We start from the raw sequence: 14,318 nt of genomic DNA on the forward strand, positions 1-14,318 counted from the left end.
TCGCAGCGATCCCTAGGCGGGCTACCTTCCAGCAGGGCTAGGATTATTTGAATGGACACCCCGCAGCAGGACCCCGAACGCAATGGGTACTGGTACTCCCCGGACCCGGAACACCCCCGGGCCCGGGACGTTTTGGATGCAGTGCGCAGCTACCGGGCAGCGGAAACCCGGGTCCGCCGGCACACCCAGGATTCCATGGGGATGAACGAGAATGACCTGCTGGCCATGCGCTACCTCATGCAGGCCCGGCAGGCCGGCGGGAGTCTTGGCCCGAAGGACCTGAGCCGGCTGCTGGGCATTTCCACCGCCTCCACCACGGCACTGATCGACCGGCTCGAGAAGGGCGGCTATGTGCGCCGGCGCGCCCGCCCCAATGACCGCCGGGCCTGGGAGATTGTCCCCACCGAGGTCTCCGACACAGAAGTCCGGCAGACCGTAGGCGACATGCACGGGCGGATGCTGCAGGCAGCTGCAGAACTATCCCCGGAGGAGGCCGATACCGTGATCCGGTTTATGACCCGGCTCCGGCAGGCTCTGGGCGGGACACCCGGCGAACCCGCTCCGGACGGTTCCGCCGGAACCGCCGGTACCACCAAGTAACTGCCCAGGTAGTCCGCACCACCTCATGCCGCGATACAGCTGGACAGCCCGCGTATGCCTATTTATGGTTAGTTGAGCTACTAGCTAGACAGGCTAACTAATGTATCGGGGGAAGCATGGCGAGAAGCGCGCCCGGACACCTGTCCCAGGCACCGTCCCTGCCGCGGACCGACAGCTCCGGTTTCAGCCCCCACATACTCATTGAGGGCCGCTTCTGCCTGGATGAGCCGATCGGCCGCGGTACGGCCGCCTATGTATGGCGGGCCACCGATCTGGCAACCCTGGACAAAGTTGCCGTGAAGATCTTTTCCGCTCCGCTGGGCCACTCGCCGTCGGGCCGTGAAGCCGCACGCGAGGCCGAAGCCCTCACAGCGGTGCGCAGTCCGCGGGTGGTCCAGGTGATTGCCACCGGAACCGTCGGGCATCCCGTGACCGGAGTGCAGACGCCGTTCCTGGTCCTCGAACTGGTGCCGGGCCCCAACCTCCGCCAGCACCTCGCCGGGAGCGGCGCCCTGCCGCCCGCAGCCGCCGCACAGCTTGGCGCCGACCTTACGGAGGGCCTGGCCGCTATCCACGCCGCGGATTATCTCCACCGCGACATCAAACCCTCGAACATCCTGCTGGCCCCCGGAACCGGCGCGAAAGTCGCCGACCTCGGCACCGCCGTCAGCACGCTCCTGCCTGCCCGCAGCGCTTCGTCCTACGGCAGCTTGCCGTACATGAGCCCGGAGCAGGTCACCGGTTCCCGGCTAACCCCCGCCACGGACATCTACTCGCTGGGCCTGGTACTGCTGGAAGCGCTGGCCGGGCGGCGGGCATTTGACCTGCCGCAGGTTGAATCCATGGTGGCCCGGACCGTCCGGGCACCGGAGATTCCGTCAACGCTGCCCGCCGGGTGGCGGTCACTCCTCACCGCTATGACCGCACTGTCCCCGCAGGAACGCCCGACGGCGGAGCAGTGCCGGCGCGCCCTGTCGGCTCTGTTTGAGGACGCCCCGGCAGGATTCCGGGACATGGACCTCAACGCCGCCTGAACCGCGGTCGCCGGCTGCGAACCGGTCATGCGGCTACCAGATCAGCCCAGGCGGCCTGCCATCCGGTCGCGCATTTTGCCCGAGGCCGCGTTCAGCCCCACTACTTCCACTTCAGTGCCGCGCCGCCGATACTTTTCCGCCACCGCATCCAGTGCCGCCACCGTGGAGGCATCCCATACATGGGAGCTGCTGAGGTCAATGACCACGCGCGCCGGATCCTGGGCGTACTCGAACTGCGAGTAGAGGTCATTCGAAGAAGCGAAGAACAACTCGCCGTTGACCGTATAGGTGGCGGCCGCGTTGCCGGCGTCGTCCTCCGCCACGCTGCGCTCCACCGTCACGAAGTGCGCCACCCGCCGAGCGAAGAGCACCATCGCCACCAGCACACCGACGCCGACGCCAGCGGCCAGGTTGTGGGTCCAGACGGTCACCACCACGGTGGACAGCATGACGGCTGTTTCGCTCTTGGGCATCATCTTGAGGGTGGACGGACGGACGCTGTGCCAGTCGAAGCTGGTCACGGCGACGAAGATCATGACGGCCACCAGGGCGGCCATCGGAATGAGCGCCACAACGTCCCCGAGGACCACCACGAGCAGCAGCAGGAAAACGCCGGCGAGGAAGGTGGAAATCCGGGTCCGGGCGCCGGAGCCCTTCACATTGATCATGGTCTGGCCGATCATCGCGCAGCCGCCCATGCCGCCAAAGAAGCCCGTCACGATGTTGGCAACCCCCTGACCCCACGCTTCCCGTGTCTTGTTGGACCGGGTATCTGTGACGTCATCCACCAGTTTCGCCGTCATCAGCGACTCCAGGAGTCCCACGAAGGCCACGGCCAGCGCGTACGGAAAAACCACTTGCAACGTATCCAGGCTGAGGGGAACATCCGGCAGCAGCAGCGACGGGAGGCTGTCCGGCAGGTCGCCTTTGTCACCCACGGTGGGGACAGCGATGGAAGCGGCCACCGTGATCGCCGTGATGACGACAATCGCCACCAGCGACGCGGGCACCGCCGTCGTCAGCCGCGGCAGCCCGAAGACGATGAGCACTCCAAGGGCCGTGAGCGGATACACCAGCCACGGCACCCCCAGCAGCTCGGGCACCTGGGCGATGAAGATGAGGATGGACAGCGCGTTGACGAAACCCACCATGACCTGGCGCGGGATGAAACGCATCAACTTAGCCACACCGAGCAGCGCGAGCAACACTTGGAAAACCCCTGCCAGCAGCACTGCGGCAATCATGTACTGCACACCGTGGGACGCCACGAGCGGGGCGATAACCAGGGCGACGGCGCCGGTCGCAGCGGAAATCATGGCCGGGCGGCCGCCCAGGAAGGAAATGGTGACAGCCATGGTGAAGGCTGAAAACAGCCCTATCCTCGGGTCCACGCCGGCGATGACGGAGAAGGCCAGCGCCTCGGGAATGAGCGCGAGGGCCACCACCAATCCGGCCAGCACCTCGGTCTTGAGCAGCTTGGGTGTTCGCAGCGTCCGCCGCACCGACTGGCGTTCCTCCGGTGTGAGTGCCGGTTCGGAAGAGGTTTGCGGGTTCTGTGCTGCACGAACTGGTTTAGCGGCCACCGGGCTCCGTTCCAAGGGGTCTGCGGGCGGAATCGCCCAACCCAATTTACGTCCGGGCACCGGATATCCTGAAATGGTGATGCAATCCCCGCTACCCGTGCGCAACGGAGTTAATGCCACCCGCCTGCGCCTGCCCGACGAGGGTCCCTGGGAAACTGCCATGGACTATGTCCTGGAGCGCTTCGGCCATGTGGATCCGGACGGGATTGTGGACCGCTTTGAGCGGGGCGAGGTGGTGGGCCTGGGCGGGATTCCGCTGACCCGGGCCACGCCCCTGAACGCGCACACGTTCATTTGGTACTACCGGGAACTGCCGCCCGAGGAGCGGATTCCGGTGGAGATCGGCATCCTGCACCAGGACGAGGACCTGCTGGTGGTGGACAAGCCGCATTTCCTGCCGACGACGCCGGGCGGTATGTACGTGGCCGAGTCGGCACTGGTGCGGCTGCGGGTCCAGCTCGGCATTCCGGACCTTATTCCCATGCACCGCCTGGACCGGATGACAGCCGGCGTGCTGCTTTTCTCCACCAACCCCGCCAGCCGGGGCAAATACCAGGTGCTGTTCGAGAAGCGGCGCATCGAGAAGGAGTACGAAGCCGTGGCCCCGGTGCGGGAGGACCTTGAGCTGCCGCGGATTGTGCGCAGCAGGATGATCAAGTCGCGGACGTATCTTCTGGCGCAGGAAATCGACGGCGAGCCGAACGCCGAGACCCGGATTGAGCTGATGGAACGTGCCGGCGGGCTGGGCCGCTACCGGCTGTTGCCGCACACCGGCAAGACCCACCAGCTTCGGGTGCACATGGCGTCGCAGGGGATCGGGATCCTGAACGATTCGTTTTATCCGGAGCTGCTTCCGCAGGCGGCGGACGACTATTCGAAGCCGCTGCAGCTGCTGGCGCGATCCGTGCGGTTTACCGATCCGCTGACCCGGGAGCCGGTGGAATACCGCAGCCGCCTCACCCTGGATGCGTTCCCGGGCTGAGGACGCTGTCGGGCTGTCGCTGGCATTTCCCGCCGAAGAGCCGGTTACAACACCGTCCAGCGCCCGCGCATCCGCCGCAGCACCCGCAGGTCCTGCCCGTTGGCGACTTCCTCCACGGCGGCACGCATGTTGATGGCTGCCCGGCGCGCCCGTGAATTCTCCACGGAGAACTCGTCATCCGGCACCGTAAACCGCAGCGTGATCCGCGGAACCCCGGACACAATGTCGAGCTGATTCGCTTCCACGTGGTGTGCTGTGCCCAGCGCCGCAATCGCGGTTTCCATGACGGCCTCGGGCTGGTTGCCCGGCTTTAGTCCCAGGATGTTCAGCTGGACGCGGAAGGAAGGCATAGCTCCAGCCTAGTGCCGCGGGGCCCGGTGCCGGTCCGTGGACCAAGGCTGCCGGACCCGGCAGGTTGATGCTGGCTAGACCTGCTCTTCGGGATTGAAGTCAGCAAGGGGATCGCCGCCGCGGTGGGAGGGATCATCGCTTGCGTCTTCCTCATCACCTACAGTCGGGTCACCGAAGTCGACGTCGTTGGCTGCCTCACCGATGGTGGGCTCCTCCGGCGGAACCTGGTCGGCACCGGTGAGGAAGCGTTCCTCGGCGGTCTCGTCCCGCAGGGTCTGATCGGAGAGCTCGCCCGGTTCGTTCAGGGGCTCCTCTCCGCGGATCAGGGGATCTTCCTGCCAGTTGTCCGGGTTGTCCTCTGCGGCGCCGGGGTACGTCAGGTCTTCGGCGTCCACCAGTTCGTCCTGCTCCAGCAGTTCGTCTTCGGAGACCACCGAAAGTTCGTCGGGGGTGGCAACCGCGGCTACGTCGTCGGCCAGGACCGGATCGTCGCCCAGCTCGGGGTCAGGAATGCTCTGCTCGCTCATAAACCATGCCTTTCGGTCCGGTAAACCGGGCCGCCGTTGCTGCGACCCATTTAGTAAGCCTACTGATCCTTTACGCACTCTGCCACCTGACCTCTTCCGGGCTGCCGGACAATCTGCTGCCAGTTTGGGAAATCCCGCCGGTTTGCAGTGGCAGGGATTTCCCAAACCGGTCGATTTTTCCCGGACCGGAGGGGAATCCCCCATACCCGAGCCGGCCAGCACAACCGCAGAGGCCTAACGCAGCGCGGAAACCCCGGTAACGTCCCGCCCGACAATCAGCGTGTTGATCTCGTACGTTCCCTCGTAGGTGTAGATGGCTTCGGCGTCGGCGAAGATCTTGGCCATCCGGTAGTCGGTGACAATCCCGTTCCCACCCAGGATGCTCCGGCCCAACGCCACGCTTTCCCGCATCCGGGCACTGGCGTAGGACTTGGCCAGCGCTGCCCGGGCCATGCCTCCGCTTACTTCGCCGCCCGCGTATCCCCCGTGCTCAAGCTCCGTAACCCGGGCCAGCATCCCGGTGCTGGCCACGGCGTTACCCAGGATCTGCACCAGCTGCTGCTGGATGAGCTGGAAGGAAGCCAGCGGGCGGCCGAACTGGAGGCGTTCGACGGCGTAGGCCCGGGCGACGTCGAACGCCGCCAGCTGTGCGCCCACGGCCTGCCAGCCGACCATGATCCGGGACCCGCGCAGCAGCTGCTTGGTGTCGTCGAAGCTTTCCACTCCGGCCAGCAGATCCGCCGCGGGCACCCGCACGTTGTCGAGGAAGATGTCGGCGTTCTGCACGGTGCGCAGCGCGGTCTTGTTTTCAATCCGGGTCCGGGTCACCCCGGGCAGGTTGGCGTTGAGCAGGAAACCGCGGGTGCGGCCCGTTTCCGGTTCCAGTGCCCACAGCACCATGTAGTCGCAGAACGTACCGTTGCCGATCCAGCGTTTGGCACCGTTGAGGACCCAGGTGTCGCCGTCGCTCACTGCCGTGGTGGCCATGCCGCCAGCCACGTCCGAGCCGTGCTCCGGCTCGGTGAGGGCAAACGCGCCTGTTATGCGCAGGGCGCGGGCGTCCTCCAGCAGCCGGGCCTTCTGCTCCTCGGACCCAAAGGCGTGCAGGGCCTCCACAAACAGGTCATGGTGGACCATAAAGAAGGTGGCCAGGGACGTGTCCGCACGGGTCATTTCCGCAATGACGAGACCCGCAAACAGCGGTGAGTGGCCCTGCTGCACGGGGGTGGACAGGTCCAGTTCAGCCAGCTTGGGCAGCAGCTCGGCGGGGAACCGGGCCTCATTCCACCAGGTGTCCGCGTGCGGAAGCACTTCCGCGGCAAGGAAGCGCCGCAGCTGCGCCAGCTTGTCCTTTTCGGGATCGGAGAGCAGGTCTTCAAAGGCGTAAAAGTCGGCGTCCGGCAGATCGGGCAGGGCCTCGGCCGGGAACGGGTTCGTTTCCGTCATCAGGCTCAGCGAGGTCCCATCCGGATGGCGCCGTCCAGGCGGATGGTTTCCCCGTTCAGCATCTGGTTTTCAATGATGTGCGCGGCCAATGAGGCGTATTCGGTGGCGCGGCCCAGACGGGAGGGGTGCGGCACCTGCGCGGCTAGGGAGTCCTGGGCAGCCTGCGGCAGGCTGGCCATCATGGGTGTCTCGAAGATGCCCGGGGCAATGGTGACCACCCGGATCAGGTGGCGGGCCAGCTCGCGGGCCAGCGGCAGGGTCATGGCAGCCACCCCGCCCTTGGACGCGGCGTAGGCCGGCTGGCCGATCTGCCCGTCGAAGGCCGCCACGGACGCGGTGTTGATGATGATGCCGCGCTCCTCGGTGCCGTTGGCCGTTACGGGTTCGGTTTCCGCCATGGCGGCCGCGGCCAGCCGGGTCACGTTGAAGGTGCCGATCAGGTTCACGCTGATCACGCGGGCGAAGTCCTCCAGCGGCAGCACGCCGTCACGGCCCAGCACCTTGCCGGGGGTCGCGATGCCGGCGCAGTTCACGGCCACCCGCAGTGGTCCGGCGGCCATGGCGGCTTCGACGGCGGCCTGCATCTGCTCGGGGTCGGTCACGTCGCCGGGCACGAAGCGGGCGTTGTCGCCCAGTTCCCCGGCATAGGCCAGGCCGTTGGACTGCGGCAGGTCAACCAGCACCACGGAGGCACCGGCGTCGTACAGTTTCCGCGCCGTTGCGCGCCCGAGTCCGGACGCTCCTCCAGTGACTATTGCTGATGCGCCTGCGATGTCCATGCGTTCCTCCTGCTTGCCAATTCCCCGTGCGGATCCGTCTGCCGCAGCAACTGTAGTGCAGCTCACACGGCAGGATCCGAGCCTACTGTGCGTCGGCTGGTGCCGCATCCTCCGCGGCTGGTCTAGGGTTGGCGCATGCTCTTCGAGGACCCTGCCCTGGACGCCGACGACCGCGCCGAGGCAGCCGCACGCACGGTTAGTGCGGCTTTCGGCCGGCAGCTGGCCGGATTGCCCGGCACCCATCTGGCCGCCACCCGGCACCCGTTGTCCCGGCTGGCGGAGCTGCGGCAGCCCTGGCATTACTGGTGGCAGGCACACTATCTGGACTCATTGGTGGATGCGGCTCTGCGGGAACGCCGTACCGGCACCCCGTTCCGCGGGCCGGAGCATCCGGCCGCCGCCGAACTGGCCCCCGCGCTGGTGCGGACCATCGGGCTGCGCAACCGGATGCGGTACACCAACCGGTTCTACGACGACATGGCCTGGCTGGCACTGTCCGTGGGACGCCTGAACTCCCTGTCCGGGTCCCGCGACCGGCAGCGTCCCTACCGCAAGGTCCTGCAGTCACTGGACGCGGCCCTGGTATCGGCCCACACGAATGATCTGGGCGGCGGCATCTATTGGAACCGTGACCGGAACTTCAAGAACACGCCGGCAACCGCCCCGGCTGCCCTGCATTTTGTTCGGACCGGGTCCCGGGACCGGGCTCAGGCGCTGGTGGACTGGCTTAACGCCACCTTGCTGGATCCGGAAACCGGCCTGTACATGGACGGCGTGAAGGTGGTCCGCGGCCGCCCGCAGCTCGAATCCCGGATCTTCACCTACAACCAGGGACCGGTGCTGGCTGCCCTGCTGGAACTGGGCGGCAGCGCCAACCTCGCCCGGGCACAGGAGCTGGTGGCTGCCGTTCGGCAGCATTTGACCGACGACGGCGGCCCCTCGCCGGTGCTGCGAACCCACGGTACCGGGGACGGCGGGTTGTTCACGGGAATCCTGGCCCGGTACCTTGCCCAGGCCGCAGTGTCACCCGCCCTGCCCGAACCATCCCGCCGCACAGCGTCGGAACTGGTGGACGCCACCGCGCAGGCCCTGTGGGAGGGGCGGGCCAAACGCGGGGAATGGGAGCTGTTCTCCACCCATCCCCTGCAACCGGCCGCCAACACCTATCCGGGCGGCTCCACAGTGGAGCTCTCCACCCAGCTGCAGGCGTGGATGGTGCTGGAAGCGTCGGCCCGGGTGCGGCGGGCCGACCTGGACGGGTAACCCGGCCCGGCACCGTACCGGTGGTACGCCGGGGTCAGCTGACTTTCAGCGGATGCTGCGACGCCGCGGCCTTGCCATCCAGGTCCGCCAGGGTGATCAGGTGTTCCGGGTGCTGCGGAAGCGGGAACAGGCGGTCCATGGTGAGGCTGCTGTCCACGTGCAGCACTTCGCCGGAATCCAGCAGCCGCCAGTTGGGGTCCTCGTCCATTTTTTCGGTGGCCACCATCACGGCCGGACGGTTTTCCTGCCGCATCTGGTCGCTGTGGACGCTGATGCGGTCAGTGCGTTTCTCACCGTGCTGGTTTCCGGAGGCCACCTGCAGCACATACAGCGGATGGGTGTCCGGGTAGCGGACCGCCCACAGATCGGTGGCGGTGGTGAGGACGAGGTTGACGGCGTACAGCCGGAGGTTTTCCGCCACCCAGGCCACGGCCGTGCCGATGGCTTCGGTGACGTTGCCGCCGTTGGCCCTTGCTTCGGCGGTGATGAGCGCGAAGACACGTTCGCTGTCCGTGTCCCCCTTCACCAGGCCATACACATCCAGTTGCCGCAGCCGGTCATCGAGCTTGTCCAGGTCCTCCACCACCCCGTTGTGGGCCAGCAGCCGTCCGTCCTGCTCAAAGGGGTGGGTGTTGACGGCGGTGTCAGCGCCTGTGCTGGCGTAACGCACGTGGGCAATGAACGTGGTGCTCTCCAGGTCCCGTGCGGCCTGGGCGTACTGAACGTCCTCGTAGGCCGCAATGGGTGCCTTGTCCGTGTGCGGCTTCCCGTCGGGGCCGAAGGTGCCGATGCCGAAACCGTCCGCTTCCTTCCGGCTTTGCCGGGCCAGGCTGTCCGGTGCCGTGAGGAGCCAGAAGGTGGCCGCGACCGGGGTTTTTCCTGCGTGCATACCGAAGAGCCGGCACATCTGGACCTCCTGGTGGAACCGGTTGGACGGCCGGCTGCTGCTTCTGTCCCGGCCCGGTGGGATGCCCCTATGCGTCCGACGGCGTGTCCGCCGGGGACGGGGGCGGGGGTGTGCGTTTCTGCGGATAGGGACTGCGGTGTTCCCGGAGCATCTGGACAAAGGCCTCAATGCGGCGTTCCCTGCCCTGCTGCGTTTTGAGGTTCTTGAGCCGGAAATACATGGCATAGCGGTTCTGCGCGGTCAGCACGTCGAACATCCGCTGGGCTTCGGGATCGGCGGCAATGGCTGCCTGCAGGTCCGCCGGGAGCTCCGCCGCCGCAGGTCCGGCGTAGGCGGCGTCCCAGCGTCCGTCGACCTTCGCGCTGAGGACCGCGTCGCGGCCGGCCGGGTGCATCCTGCCCTCTGCCTCCAGCCGGTTGATGTGCCCCACGTTCCGCAGCGACCAGACGCTGCGCGCTCCCCGCGGCTGGAACCGTTGAAAATAGCTCTGCTCGTCGCGTTTGTCCGCCTGGGCGTCAATCCAGCCGAAGCAGAGGGCCTCGTCCAAAGCCAGTTTGTAGGTCAGCCCCGTTACGGTGCCGCCCTTGCGGCCCAGCACCAGCCGTACGCCGGAAGATCGGGCATAGTTGTGCTCCAGCCACTCCCGCCAAGCCCCGGCATCCGGCAGGAGGAGCTCCGGGAGCTCCCGTGTCATGGATCAAGCGTAGGGCGGCCGCGGCGCGGCCGGAAAGGCCCCGGGACTGTATTGGAGCCGTTCAGCCGATGGCCGAAGCGCAGCGTGCCGAATGACTGGCAGGGCCTGTTTGGGGTAGAACACTGCTATGAACGTTCGTACTCCTGACCCTTATCCAGGCTGGCTTTCCGAGGAAGACCTCTACGAAGCCCGGCAGCGCCTGCCCATGGTTTACGTTGAAGCCGTCCCGGTCCGGTGCGACCCGCTGGGCTACGTCACGGAGGTGGGGCTGCTGCTGCAGGCCACACCCGAGGGCCGGATGGTGCGTTCCTTCGTCTCCGGGCGGGTGATGTACCGCGAAACCATCCGCGGCGCGCTGCTGCGCCACCTGGAAAAGGACCTTGGCCCCATGGCGCTGCCGCAGCTGCCGCCCACTCTGGTGCCGTTCGCCGTCGCCGAGTACTTCCCCTCCCCCTCCCAGAGCGGGCTCACTGACGAGCGCCAGCACGCCGTCGCGCTGGCCTACCTGATTCCCGTGACCGGTGAATGCGATCCGCGCCAGGATGCCCTGGAGCTGTCCTGGCTGACGCCGGAAGAGGCACTCAGCCCGGCCATCTACGCCGAGTTCTCCGGCGGGCGGGGCGACCTGCTCCGCCAGGCGCTGGCCTCGGCCGGCTGGGGCCGCTGACCGGGACGCTGACAAACCGGCGTTACCGGAGCTTTATATAATGGGAGGTCTGGGGAGCCGAGGTCCAACCACGAAGGAATCGCCATGTCTGAGAGTGCGCCGGAAACGTATACGTTCCGGGTCAATGCGGAACTGCTAGCCCCCGGCCAGAAACTGGTTCCCGGTGACGGGCCCGCGGCACCGCTGGCTCCGGTCGCCGGCACCAGCGTGGAGGAAGACGACTTCGGCACTCCCGCGCTGGTGATCGTGAAGCTTGAGGACGGCAGCTCGCTGCGGCTGGCGCACGGATCATCCGTCCGGGTACAAGCCCCGGCACCGGAGGGCGCGCCGTCGGACGCCGTGCGCCAGGTGCCCTCCGAAGAGGACAACGCTGCCGAAATCATCGCCGAAGCCGCCGCAGCGCATCCCGGCCATGCCGCCGTGCAGGAGATCGCCGGCCGGCTGGAACGCGGCCTGAACGTGAAGTCCGGCAGCAATCTCCAGGATGTCCGCGACCTGGCCTATCTGCTGTTCGTGGACCTGGGCGATTCCGGGAACGCCCTCAAGGTCTGCAACGTCATCACCGGGCTGCCCTTCGACGGGAACTTCGGGCGGTGGAACTGGATCCAGGGCGCGCTGAGCCTGGCCGCACACATCACCCACGAGGCCGGCGACGACGAGAGCGCTGCCGCGTACAGCCAAGCGGTGCGCGCGGCGGACGCAACCGAGACGGACCCCTTGAGGGCGAAAGTCGCAGCCGAACTGCTGCAGCGCCAGCTGAACGAACCCAACTTGTATGACCGGGAAATCCACCGTGCCGCTGAGGCCGGCAACGAGGACAGCGAAAAGGAATGGCGGGTCCTGCGCCTGAACGCCCTGCTGTACTTGCGGGCCCACGGCGGATCGCAGACCCTCACCGACGCGGAAATCGACCGCCGGATCCAGACCGAACTTATCGCGGTCCGGGGCTAAGGCGCTTCCGGCGCAGGTGCACAACAACCACCACGGCCATGCCGACGGCGGCACCAATTAGGGTCTCAATCCCCCGGTCCCGCAGCAGTTCCACGGGATTGCTGGGATGCGCCAGTTCCGTGCTGACCAGCGCCAGGGGCGTGACCACCGCCTGGGCCAGCGCGTACTGGCGGGCAATCAGCATTTCCGCGCCGAACTGGCAGGCAGCGATGACCAGCACCATCTGCCACGGTTCCAGGTTGGGAAACAGGATCAGGGCCGTTAGGACCAGGCCCGCGAACGTGCCCAGGATCCGCTGCAGACCGCGGTAGACCCCGTGGCGGGCGGTTTGGCCCACCAGCGGAACCGTGGCGGCCACCATCGCCCAGTAATTGTGGCCGATGCCCAGCATCGTGGCAATGGATCCGGCCAGAAGCGCGGCCACCGCGTACTGCAGCCCGTCTATATAGATGAGGCGGCGCTGCGCCGGGGAGAACCGGGGACGGACCGGACGGCTCCAGTCCGTGCGGTAGTGCCGGGCAAGCATTCCGGACTGGCCAACCAGGATGGAGAACGCCACCGTCAGGACGGCAACGAGCATGCCCTGCCAGACCGGCGGCTGGTTCGGCACCGAGGAGATAGCCGCAAACGCAAAGATGTGGAACAGCGAGCCGGCCGGGCGCAGCCGCCAGAATCCGGTAACGACGGTGCCCAGCCCCGCCACAAGGGTGGTGCCTATGACGGTTCCCCACTCATCCAGGTCCAGCCGTGCGCACAGGGCTGCGGCCAGGATGACGGCCAGCATCAGCGCTCCGGCGCGGACCTGGTGGCCAAGGCGCTGGCGGTGCGGTTCGTTGCGCCCGTAGATACCGGTGAAGGCACCGAAGGAGGCAAAGATCGCCAGGTCGATGCGTCCCAGGAACAACACCAGCAGAAGCGGCAGGCCAATACCGATGGCACAGCGGATGGCCACGTGGTGGTCATTGTTGGCCGGAGCAATCCGGAACATTTCTTTCAGGTGCGTCAAGGGGGCAGACACAGCCTTTCTTGCCGTGGACATCGCAGAAGGAGTGGGCCGGGGACCCGGATGTGCCTTCCGAACCCGCACCTTCCAACGTATCCCCGGAGAAGTTCGGGCTTAAATAAATGTGGGGAACGTCCCACACTGGTCCCCTCCGCCGCCTGCAGCACCCGCGGTGCCCCCAGCGGCCCGGCGTCGTCCCCGGAAACCGAGCCGCCCGGGGTAGGGCAAAATGGAAGGGTGTCTTCTTCAGCCTTCTCCTTCACCCTCGGTAAGCGCCTGCGCGAAACCGCCCCCGCAGCGGCCGAAGCCCGCGTAGAGGCGAACGGAGGCGGCTTCCAAGGCCGGACGGGCACCATCTCCACTCCGCACGGCGAGATCAAGACCCCGGCGTTTATCGCGGTGGGGACCAAGGCCACGGTCAAGGCCGTGCTGCCCGAGTCGGTTGCGGAGCTGGGCGCGCAGGCAGTGCTGGCCAACGCGTACCACCTGTACCTGCAGCCCGGCCCGGACATCCTGGACGAGGCCGGCGGGCTGGGAAAGTTCATGAACTGGTCCGGCCCCACCTTCACCGATTCCGGCGGTTTCCAGGTCATGAGCCTGGGTGCCGGGTTCAAGAAGGTCATCAACATGAATGCCGACGGCACCACCCATGCCACGGGAGCGGACGACGACGTCGCGCCCGGCAAGGAGCGCCTGGCCCACATTGACGACGACGGCGTCTGGTTCAAGTCGCACCTGAACGGGGACAAGCACCGGTTCAGCCCGGAAATTTCGATGCAGGTCCAGCACAAGATCGGCGCGGACATCATGTTCGCCTTCGACGAGCTGACCACCCTGATGAATTCGCGCGGCTACCAGGAAATGTCGCTGGAACGCACCCGCCTGTGGGCGCTGCGCTGCCTGGCCGAACACGAGCGGCTTACCAAGGAGCGGGCTGGAAAACCGTACCAGGCGCTGTTCGGGGTGCTGCAGGGCGCCCAGTACGAGGACCTGCGCCGCAAGGCTGCCCGGGACCTGGGCGCCATGGACTTTGACGGCTTCGGCCTGGGCGGCGCCTTCGAAAAGGAGAACTTGGGTACGATTGTCCGCTGGTGCACCGAGGAACTGCCGGAGAATAAGCCGCGGCACCTGCTGGGCATTTCCGAACCCGATGACATTTTCACCGCCATCGAGAACGGTGCCGACACCTTCGACTGCGTCTCCCCCACCCGGGTGGCCCGCAACTCAGCGTTCTACACGCCGTACGGGCGCAAGAACCTCTCAAACTCCAAGTTCAAGAAGGACTTCGGTCCGCTGGTGGACGGCTGCGACTGCTACACCTGCACCAACTACACCCGGGCGTACATCCAGCACCTGTTCAAGTCCAACGAGATGGTCAGCCATACGCTGATCTCCATCCACAACGAACGGTTCACGGTAAAGCTGGTGGATGACGCCCGGCTGGCCATCGAAGACGGGTCCTTCTTCGACTTCAAGGCCGAGGTGCTGGGGAAGTACTACAGCGCCTAGTTCCAGGTGCGCGGCAGCGGTT

15 protein-coding genes are annotated in these 14,318 nt (G+C 66.6%); 7 read left to right on the top strand and 8 right to left on the bottom strand.

Features of this window, described 5'->3' with window-relative positions:
* Nucleotides 1–51 precede the first annotated feature (51 nt).
* Both LJ754_RS14510 and LJ754_RS14515 read left to right on the top strand, forming a co-directional pair.
* Nucleotides 52–600 (top strand): MarR family winged helix-turn-helix transcriptional regulator, encoded by a 549-nt coding sequence (locus tag LJ754_RS14510; RefSeq protein WP_227927113.1) that lies wholly within the window; start codon nt 52–54, stop codon nt 598–600.
* Nucleotides 601–716: 116 nt separating this feature from the next.
* Nucleotides 717–1,634, top strand: coding sequence for a serine/threonine-protein kinase (locus LJ754_RS14515; protein ID WP_227927114.1), 918 nt, complete (start codon nt 717–719; stop codon nt 1,632–1,634).
* A 41-nt stretch (nt 1,635–1,675) separates the two neighbouring features.
* On the opposite strand, the gene LJ754_RS14520 is transcribed toward LJ754_RS14515, so the two are convergent.
* Complete coding sequence (locus tag LJ754_RS14520; protein ID WP_227927115.1) at nt 1,676–3,217, bottom strand: SulP family inorganic anion transporter; 1,542 nt, start codon at nt 3,215–3,217, stop codon at nt 1,676–1,678.
* Nucleotides 3,218–3,296: 79 nt separating this feature from the next.
* Here LJ754_RS14520 and LJ754_RS14525 point away from each other — a divergent pair, with 79 nt between their 5' ends.
* On the top strand, nt 3,297–4,199 hold the full coding sequence (locus tag LJ754_RS14525; RefSeq protein WP_227927244.1) for an RluA family pseudouridine synthase: 903 nt from the start codon (nt 3,297–3,299) through the stop codon (nt 4,197–4,199).
* A 44-nt stretch (nt 4,200–4,243) separates the two neighbouring features.
* Here the strand turns inward: LJ754_RS14525 and LJ754_RS14530 are convergent, their stop codons facing one another.
* The 4 genes from LJ754_RS14530 to LJ754_RS14545 all read right to left on the bottom strand — a co-directional run bounded on the left by LJ754_RS14530 (nt 4,244) and on the right by LJ754_RS14545 (nt 7,302).
* A complete protein-coding gene (locus LJ754_RS14530; protein ID WP_227927116.1) occupies nt 4,244–4,549 on the bottom strand; it encodes a hypothetical protein in 306 nt (101 codons plus the stop codon).
* Between the two features lie 75 nt (nt 4,550–4,624).
* Complete coding sequence (locus LJ754_RS14535; RefSeq protein WP_227913109.1) at nt 4,625–5,077, bottom strand: hypothetical protein; 453 nt, start codon at nt 5,075–5,077, stop codon at nt 4,625–4,627.
* 234 nt (nt 5,078–5,311) lie between these two features.
* Complete coding sequence (locus LJ754_RS14540) at nt 5,312–6,523, bottom strand: acyl-CoA dehydrogenase family protein (protein WP_227927117.1); 1,212 nt, start codon at nt 6,521–6,523, stop codon at nt 5,312–5,314.
* A gap of 5 nt (nt 6,524–6,528) precedes the next feature.
* Nucleotides 6,529–7,302: an SDR family NAD(P)-dependent oxidoreductase gene (locus LJ754_RS14545; RefSeq protein ID WP_227913107.1), complete on the bottom strand. Its 774-nt coding sequence runs from the start codon at nt 7,300–7,302 to the stop codon at nt 6,529–6,531.
* A 135-nt stretch (nt 7,303–7,437) separates the two neighbouring features.
* On the opposite strand from LJ754_RS14545, the gene LJ754_RS14550 reads away from it, so the two are divergent.
* Complete coding sequence (locus tag LJ754_RS14550; protein ID WP_227927118.1) at nt 7,438–8,565, top strand: glycoside hydrolase family 76 protein; 1,128 nt, start codon at nt 7,438–7,440, stop codon at nt 8,563–8,565.
* Between the two features lie 34 nt (nt 8,566–8,599).
* On the opposite strand, the gene LJ754_RS14555 is transcribed toward LJ754_RS14550, so the two are convergent.
* The gene (locus tag LJ754_RS14555) at nt 8,600–9,472 is read right to left on the bottom strand and encodes a class II glutamine amidotransferase (RefSeq protein ID WP_227927119.1); all 873 of its coding nucleotides are present in this window, start codon (nt 9,470–9,472) and stop codon (nt 8,600–8,602) included.
* Between the two features lie 67 nt (nt 9,473–9,539).
* Nucleotides 9,540–10,166 carry a YdeI/OmpD-associated family protein gene (locus LJ754_RS14560; protein WP_227927120.1) on the bottom strand — a complete coding sequence of 209 codons (627 nt, stop codon included), beginning with the start codon at nt 10,164–10,166 and terminating at the stop codon, nt 9,540–9,542.
* A 127-nt stretch (nt 10,167–10,293) separates the two neighbouring features.
* Between LJ754_RS14560 and LJ754_RS14565 the strand changes: the two genes are divergently transcribed.
* Together LJ754_RS14565 and LJ754_RS14570 are read left to right on the top strand one after the other, a co-directional pair.
* On the top strand, nt 10,294–10,833 hold the full coding sequence (locus LJ754_RS14565) for an NUDIX hydrolase family protein (RefSeq protein WP_227913103.1): 540 nt from the start codon (nt 10,294–10,296) through the stop codon (nt 10,831–10,833).
* A gap of 84 nt (nt 10,834–10,917) precedes the next feature.
* Nucleotides 10,918–11,784: a DUF6707 family protein gene (locus LJ754_RS14570; protein ID WP_227913102.1), complete on the top strand. Its 867-nt coding sequence runs from the start codon at nt 10,918–10,920 to the stop codon at nt 11,782–11,784.
* On the opposite strand, the gene LJ754_RS14575 is transcribed toward LJ754_RS14570, so the two are convergent.
* Nucleotides 11,765–12,790 (bottom strand): FUSC family protein, encoded by a 1,026-nt coding sequence (locus tag LJ754_RS14575; RefSeq protein ID WP_227927121.1) that lies wholly within the window; start codon nt 12,788–12,790, stop codon nt 11,765–11,767. The genes LJ754_RS14570 and LJ754_RS14575 overlap by 20 nt on opposite strands.
* 234 nt (nt 12,791–13,024) lie before the next feature.
* Here LJ754_RS14575 and tgt point away from each other — a divergent pair, with 234 nt between their 5' ends.
* Nucleotides 13,025–14,296 (top strand): tRNA guanosine(34) transglycosylase Tgt, encoded by a 1,272-nt coding sequence (gene tgt / locus LJ754_RS14580; protein ID WP_227927122.1) that lies wholly within the window; start codon nt 13,025–13,027, stop codon nt 14,294–14,296.
* The last annotated feature ends 22 nt before the right edge of the window (nt 14,297–14,318 follow it).

This window comes from Arthrobacter sp. zg-Y40 (assembly GCF_020731535.1).
GTDB lineage: Bacteria > Actinomycetota > Actinomycetes > Actinomycetales > Micrococcaceae > Arthrobacter_B.